The organism is Psychromonas antarctica (assembly GCF_022267535.1).
Lineage (GTDB): Bacteria > Pseudomonadota > Gammaproteobacteria > Enterobacterales > Psychromonadaceae > Psychromonas > Psychromonas antarctica.
In genome coordinates this window covers 1-7928 of sequence record NZ_JAHNZV010000117.1, presented here as the reverse complement: position 1 = coordinate 7928, position 7928 = coordinate 1, and the positions used below count along the sequence as shown (strand labels likewise).

Genomic DNA, 7928 nt, shown 5'->3' with positions numbered 1-7928 from the left:
AGCCAACCCAGAAAATTACCTGCCATGGAATTATCTAGAAAATAGTGAGTAACGGCTGACTTGCTTTCCAAAAAAGACTGAATTGGGCTAACCGCCCAAGTCAAACTATGCAGCCGTAAGCTCACAACTTATGGGGCATTCAAAAACAGGACAAGGTCTATCTGATAATTATACTACTACCTTCCCGTTAGAGGTTGTTAAGCGTGCTGTTGATAAAATATCTCACTTTGAAAATTTATAGCTTAGTCAGAATGTAGCCTCTTTCTTGGGGGCTTCTACCATTAATATCGATATTGAAAGCGTCAATTGACAAATATAACTATATTTCACGGGAGGAAGGGGGGATCAAAGTATGCGAGGTTGTTATCCTAAAATCATTAAAGTTGTCTCCGCAGTGTTTAACAATTGAGTGCCCCTATTCTCCATTAAACCTGATAAACCTAAAATATCAAAGGAGCGGCTCTCTCGCTGGTTTTTGCGTCAGGTAGTACAATTGCATTGCTGCGCTGGTAGCTCTTTAAATAGAGCAGCTGTAGGACCTTGGAGAGCGCCTGCAAGTGCTTCTCTTAAGTGAGTTAAGTGTTTTATAAGTTGTATGTGGTTCTACTTATACTAATAGCTATCGGATAACCCTAATGGGTAAAGCTTTTTTATGGAGCAACCACAACAAATTTTTGTGTTTTATTGTCAAATGTTATCAGATAACGATCATTGTCATCAAGTTTGTAACACGTATCAACACCCTCATTACTAAATTGCACCATGCTTTTAAACGAATCAAAACAGTTTAATGTATACTGTAATTTTTCAGCATCATCAAATAAATCAGTCATTACATTAGTAAAATAACCGCTCTCTCCTACTAAATTAGCAATTTTATTTTCTTCATTTTTGATTATAGTCGCTTTGAATTTATCGAAAAGTCCCATGCTAGTACCTTTTTAATATATTGTGTGAAGAATGCTCAATTTAGACTACGACACAATAAAAAACAAATAAAACATAAACACCCGAGCGTTCTGAATTTGTTGATGTTGGACTCTCTTTTGTCTTCATAGGGCACATGCACAAAATGACGCTTATGTTAATAGCTGGTATTAACTTCAAAATAGCCCCTGAAAATCGATTTCTGAGACGTTTTAAAAAGTATCGCTTATGATTGCCTTTCTCTTCATTGCACTGCTTAGATCGCAACTATGAAATGATTATTTAATTAACCAGGGGAACAAACAACAAACCAATAGTTACAGTGTAACCATTCAAAGGTGGGTGGGATTTTACATATTAAGACGATGTGACAATGTCATAGTGATTTTATTGTGTTTATCAGTGAGCATAAAAAAGACCGCCAATTGGCAGCCTTTTTACTGTTTATTGCTTAGAAGTTATTGTAAGAAGGCGCTCATCAATCGCAGGGCCAACATAATAGGTATATTCAATAATATGTGTTGAGCTTTCTATTTTCTTATTTTTTGAGTTAAAAAAGGTACTAACAACCTCTTCAACTTGTTTAGGCGCGTACATTGTAGCCACTACAGAAACCCATTTTTTTGCAAGGAACTGGTCAGTATGAAGACCATCACCAAGATCTTTAGTCCAGTCGTTCCACATCAACTTGACATTATTTACTTTTCCAGTACCTACTTTTTCATTTATAAATAATTTAACGGTTTCACCAACTCCAGCGATACAACCGTAGAGTCCCGCCAAATCCTTATTTCCTGTTATTAATTTAGGCTTAGCACAGCCAATTTCTTTCGTTACATGATCTGATTCACTGCGAAAATTATCGAATACATCAGCATTAACAAAACCAGATATCACTAACAGCACAACACCAATAAAAAACCTCATATTATTACCTTTTTGTTAATTAAATGTACATTATATCAATGCTGTATGACGAAAACGACAGATTTTTTATATCTGGGAAGCGATCCATTGTCTTACGCCACTCTTGAGAAGGTGTCCTTAGAAAATTTTTTCATCGTCTATTCTAAGATGAATTATAGAGCCACTATTTACAAAGTCACAACTAGCAAATGCTTTTTTCGATACACCAAATACATTATTTATTTGAAACGGAAACTCAATATTATAACCAGAACCATTGCTATATTCATACTTCTCAGATGCACCGACTGAACCTGAAAAACTTGCACCATAAAGAGCTGACTTTTCAATAGAGACTTGACAGGATGACAGCAATGCCATCTTGCGTAACGGGTCAGAGGTTGATGAGCTATCGCCCCCATTAAAGATTGCATATAGAAAAAATAGTCCGATAAGGGCAAAAATAACATTCCCTTTTGATTTTTTCCTTACGGGTAGCTTAATACCAACAGGATTACCTCCCACCTTTAAAAAAGTGTCATATAAAGCTTGATAGGTTTTAATTTGGGTTTTAGCCTTAAACGTTTTATCTATTCCGACTACGACCGTGATATAAATATCCTTACCTATTTCATTTTCCTTAGTAATCTGTTTAATTTCACTTATCGGAATTTCCTCAACATTATAGAAACCCGATTTTAGGTTTTGCTCTTCTAGCTCCCAAGCGCCTTCGCCGAAGTCACCTGCAATAAATTGTATTGTTTTCATATAGCTTCACTTTCTGTAAATATGATGAAATTGCAAAATAACGAACGATAACATTATACTTAAATAAAACATCAACAATTAATGTGACATCACAAATAAACACATTTGTAATCAACCCTCCAAAACATATAGATTTTGGAGAATGTGTGCCCCTTATTAGATACCTAAATACAAAAATAACGGTTTACGGGGCTTTAAATGGCATTATAAGACATGCTCGTTGTAATCCCTTGCCCTATCCTCTTGAGTTATACCGATGTACCTCAATGTTACAGCTACACTTGAATGTCGTAGCATATCCATTACTTTTGCAATGTCGTTAGTGTTTTTATAAATATGATAGCCTCTTGTCTTTCTCATTGAGTGGGTTGATAGAGATATATCGAGAGTTTCACCAACCTCTTTGAATGCTTGACCTACTGCTTGTCGTGTTAGTGGTTTAGGTGCTTTATTTGTTCTGTTTCGGCTGCTGGTGGATTGAAATAAATAAATAGCTTCTGGGTTTTCTACTCTAATTTTATTGATTATCTGCTGCGCTTTTACGTTAAGGTCTATAACTGCAACTTTTTTGGTTTTAGCTTCTGTAAGTGTTACACGGTTTTTATTTAGGTCTATACCTGAGAACTTAATTGATAATAAATCGGATATCCTTAGTGCCATGTTTATTCCTAGATTCCAGATATCACTCATTTGTTGAGAATGGTGCTTCGATAGCAAAACACTAATAGTATTTATTTCTTCAATTGATTTTACTGCTTCGACTTCTTTCATACTTTCCATAACCTATTTAATTAATCGATAAGGAAAGTATAGGCTTTTTTATGCACTAGGGTCAATGTTTTTCGGTTGCTGTATACTTTCCTTAATTACATTGTGGAAAGTTAAAGGGTTAATGATGCTTGATGTAATTGCTTAGTTCACTGTTTTAGAATGCTTGGTATTGCTTCTTAATCATTTACTTTTTAACTCCTGCTCCAAAGTTGCGTATAGAGTTTGTTTTTTGAATCTGTTCGGCGGTGCCTGCGTTTGAGTGTTTAGCAAGGTATGAGAGCCAGTGCATGAAGCTCATTCTGTTAGTTGTATTGTTTCTGATAACTACCCAAGGATTAAGTTTGTGCTTGTTGGTTGACGATTCACTGAATAACATATCAAAGTAATGGGACGCGCTGTCTTTTTGCGTTGGCTTGGCTACGTACTCATACTTAATTTGTTCGTTCGAGCTTTCTCGGTGGGTTATCAACTGAGTAACACCATGCCCTTTGTTTACCGTGTTCCATATCGCTTTGATAGCACAATACACTTTAGATTTATCAATCATTACTTTGTTTATATCTCTTAAACTGAAGAAAAACATAATATGAAAATGAGTGCCTTTAGTCGTGCCATTCTCTTTTTTCCAGACATACTTGAATGGGTACTGTCGTCTTGAGGTAGAGCCGTCTTGGTGATTTACTTTGTATGTACGGGCTTTTAGTGCGGTGATTAACTTCGTTATTACATTATCTTCTGGATCGTATGCTGCCCTAGTCTCTGCTTTAATAGATAAATCAACCCTGAACGCCGAAACTGAGGTGAAATCACTTAACGCTGACTCGTAGGTTTCAATACATTTGTCTAGCTGAGATTGGTTGTAATAATAGTTCTGATTTAACCTGTAGCCCTTACCATGCTTAATATACAAATCTTCTTTGATTAACTTTAACCTTGCCATCCACTTAGTACCTCCTGTGTGTGCTTATGTATGAATGTACCCTATAAAGATAGTATTGAATAAGTTACCACAACATAACGAGTAACCTCTGAAATGAACTGTAGCCCAGCTATCATAATGGTTCTGTGGCTGTTGGTGCTAAAGGGTTTTTGATAGAGCGGTGAGGCTAAAGCTATATTACAAAGGGGCTGTAGGGTGAAGAGCTACTTTTACAATACTCTCATTTTAGGTACGTACTTAATTGTACCATTTGGCAGGCCTTGTTGTCAATGTGGCGTGATGCTTGCTTGCATTTATTTTATTTTATCAGAATGTGAAAAAGCTTTGCCATATTGTTTAACAAAGCCAGTAAAACCAACCATGCAATCGCAGGTTATCTTTATTAATCAGTTATTTACTGGGAATTTTTCAATTGTTTTAGATGGTTATAGGGTGGTTAAGCGGCTAATTAATAGGCATATCTATATTAGATGTCTTATAGATCACCCATCCTGAATAGGGGATATCCACTTGCCGCTTACAATTTAATGATTATTGAAAATCCTTAACCATGTCACCTATTTCAGACAGAGACTTTTTATTAACTGTCTGTACTGTATTAGAAAGTAAATCACCAGTTAATGAATCGCCACCATGGACACCAACTATCATATCAACTGATCCACAGGCAAAAATGCTTAATAAATCCGTCATAGCTTTTTTCTCTGACGGAGTCATATCCTTAAATTTTTTATTTTTATGAAGTAATGAAGTTTGCTTTTGTATGCCCTTCAACCAAATAGCATTTTTTTTGTAATAAGCACTGTTAGTTAATTCTTTATTCAAGCGAGGATAAATGGATTTTGCTACATAATTTGGGCTTGCAATGGTTATCGCAGTACCTACAAAGTTTTGATTGAGAGCAGGGGAACGTATTTCATCTCTCCATCTCCCTAATAAGCCGTTATTACCTTTCCCCGATAGGGAATATATGTCTTCTTGTATGCTTGGAGTTATTCGTTGACGGATTTCATTAGTCCAGATTTCGTTCATACAAAAATCATGTAAAACAGTTACTGCGTTGAAATTGTAAGGAGGTGCATAGTTCCCTTTATCAAGATCCTGAGCTATGTCACTTTTGAAGTAACTATTGCTTAATTCCATAAATTTATCTTGTTTAGCTTCTTCTCCGCAAGCGGTAAGGAATAAAATAGCCAATAAAAAATGTCTTTTGTTCATGCTCAAAACTCTACAGGTTATTTCATTAAAGATTGAGTTTAATTGATTTTTACCGTGATCGCTTGCTTTTTTACCACCTAAATATCAAATGACAGTGGTGATTTTGATTTAAGGGATTTGTTGGGTTAACAAACAATCGTGTCAGTAACGCATAGCTGTGTGGCCTTATTGGTGATAGTCGCTGGTGGGCTTGTTTATTAACTTATTACTCCACCGTGCTTCTTCTCCAAGCACGATAGGTTTTATCAACAAGAACAACACAGATGATAGCTATCACAAAGCCAAAGTATCTACCCAAACCAAAGATCGTGCTATCTGTGCCAAATATGAACATTGTGATATCCCAAGAGAAAAACCACGACACACATAAAAGTATAAGCCTGACTAAAATGTCTATTATTTTAGCAATCATACTACTTCGCCTCATTTGTCATAATATCGTATTAAAAAACTTACCTAACCTTTACACCACCCATCTTAAACTAATCTTAAAACATCCAAGTTTTATCATTTTAGTTATATTTATATTTATTTAATACATTAGATACCTAATTCGATATTAGGTTGCACACATTGTTGCACACAAATTTAAGTGCTATATTTACTATTCAACGACTTATAATATTAACTGTTGCACACAACTCGGCTTATCGGCCGACTCCAACCATTTTAAGACCCGTTACTGAGCAATCAGTAGCGGTTTTTTTTGTTTATAAAGCGGGTATTAATGCCGTATAGTTTATTCGTAGGATTTCGCTTGTAATTACTGGTGTTAAATTCATCGTTGGAGTTCCGCCCTTGACGGCGTGTTACTTTCTTTCAACAGCAAAAGAAAGTAACCAAAGAATGCCGTTCCGAGACGTTTTTTTATCTTGATAAATAAATCCCTTTTTAACGCACCATCTCAGACATTACGTCCCTGTATTGGCTGATATTAGTGAAAACATCCATGTTTTCACTTGCTAAAGTGATTAATTGATCAAGAAAAACGTAAACGGAAATTGCCTAGCCACTTTGTTTGTCATCGGTAATCTATTGAATTAATTAAAAAATTATCGTGGTTATTCTTTCTCTTTGCATAATTTTTAAATAGCATTTTTTCTTCAATTGAATATAAAAAGAGAGACTTCATAAAAACGCCTAATTAGTTAGTATTTGGCTGTATTTATATGCAGTGTAGGCGTTATTCCATATTTCCGCCGCTAATACGGACTTTTTCCATCTATCCACGTGATAACTATTTGATCAACTATTTTAATCATTTGATTTTATGATTAATAAAGGTATTGTAATATCAATTTCAATAAATTTTTATATTCCGTATTTCCACCATAAATATGGACTTTTTCGGTTTAATAAGCTGTTATGTTTCATATTGAGGAGTCTGCTAGATGAGTAGTTTAATAAAACCTGTCTTAGGTACAGACCCTAAAAGTGGTTGGAAATTTTATTCACTGCATCTTGCTGCATCGTACATTACGAAAGAATTTTTCTTAGTATCTAACTATAGACGTTGTATAAAAAACTCTTTTGATTATGACGTGAAGAAAAAGCGTGAATTAGAATTTTTTGAAAAAGTAAACGGGCCTCATAAGCATAAAAAACAAATTATTGCAGGAGCTGAAGAGTTATCCACTTGGTCAAAAAAAATGGAGGAAGAGGAGTTTCATGAGCTTTACATTCATTCTTTTATTGGCATGTGGTCTTCTTTTGAAGCTGGTATTGTAAATATAATCACAGATTTTATTAAAAATGATTATAAAGTAGCGGAGCACCTTGCAAGTAAGTTTAAAAAGAATCGGTTTGAAATGAGTAAATGGCCTTGGAATCCAGAAGAGGCTTTATCTTTAGCTCAACGCATAGAGTCTAAAGCTAAGGGCGCAACAGAAAATGGTGGTACTTGTTTTTTCTCTAGGTTACAAACAACTTTCTCTTGGCTGGATATAAAAATAGATATTCCAGCGGAAAATGTTAATTATCTAGCAGAAGCTAATAGGGTGCGTAATATTTTGCTTCATAGGAATGGAGAGATTAGTGAAAAAGATGTTCTTGATTTTCCGTCATTAGAACCTTGGGTTGGTAACGTTATGCCTTTTACTAAAGATAAATTTACAAAATATAACAAGGCAATCTCTTTGACACTTATTTCAATCATGCAGGGTATAGCAAGCAAAAATGAAACATAACAAGGCGCTTAAAACGGAACTAAAACAGTGGGTTACGTTTCGCTTCGCTACACATTATAACCCACTGTTTTAGTCCGCTTAGCGCGGCGTTGGTATGACTTCCCACGTCAAGTTAAATATTACTTTTCCCTGCCCATTTATTTAGAGCCTATCGATTTTCTCTGTTAATAAGAGAATTAACGTACAGAATGAAGCAAGTAATTTCGTCGGTT

General features: G+C 35.1%; 7 protein-coding genes. 1 reads left to right on the top strand and 6 read right to left on the bottom strand.

Translation table 11 applies throughout. The features are described 5' to 3' along the window. Window positions 1-650: 650 nt before the first annotated feature. From KSO91_RS14910 to KSO91_RS14885, 6 genes are all read right to left on the bottom strand, one after another. Window positions 651-929 carry a hypothetical protein gene (locus KSO91_RS14910; RefSeq protein ID WP_238743827.1) on the bottom strand — a complete coding sequence of 93 codons (279 nt, stop codon included), beginning with the start codon at window positions 927-929 and terminating at the stop codon, window positions 651-653. A 442-nt stretch (window positions 930-1371) separates the two neighbouring features. After that, on the bottom strand, window positions 1372-1854 hold the full coding sequence (locus tag KSO91_RS14905; protein ID WP_238743826.1) for a hypothetical protein: 483 nt from the start codon (window positions 1852-1854) through the stop codon (window positions 1372-1374). Window positions 1855-1971: 117 nt separating this feature from the next. Next, entirely contained in the window at window positions 1972-2601 is a 630-nt protein-coding gene (locus KSO91_RS14900) for a hypothetical protein (protein WP_238743825.1), read from the bottom strand. 204 nt (window positions 2602-2805) lie between these two features. After that, complete coding sequence (locus KSO91_RS14895) at window positions 2806-3372, bottom strand: tyrosine-type recombinase/integrase (RefSeq protein WP_238743824.1); 567 nt, start codon at window positions 3370-3372, stop codon at window positions 2806-2808. A gap of 184 nt (window positions 3373-3556) precedes the next feature. Beyond that, entirely contained in the window at window positions 3557-4312 is a 756-nt protein-coding gene (locus tag KSO91_RS14890; protein WP_238743823.1) for a YagK/YfjJ domain-containing protein, read from the bottom strand. A gap of 531 nt (window positions 4313-4843) precedes the next feature. Then, the gene (locus KSO91_RS14885) at window positions 4844-5530 is read right to left on the bottom strand and encodes a hypothetical protein (protein ID WP_238743822.1); all 687 of its coding nucleotides are present in this window, start codon (window positions 5528-5530) and stop codon (window positions 4844-4846) included. Between the two features lie 1391 nt (window positions 5531-6921). Here KSO91_RS14885 and KSO91_RS14880 point away from each other — a divergent pair. After that, window positions 6922-7716, top strand: coding sequence for a hypothetical protein (locus KSO91_RS14880; protein WP_238743821.1), 795 nt, complete (start codon window positions 6922-6924; stop codon window positions 7714-7716). Window positions 7717-7928: the final 212 nt, after the last annotated feature.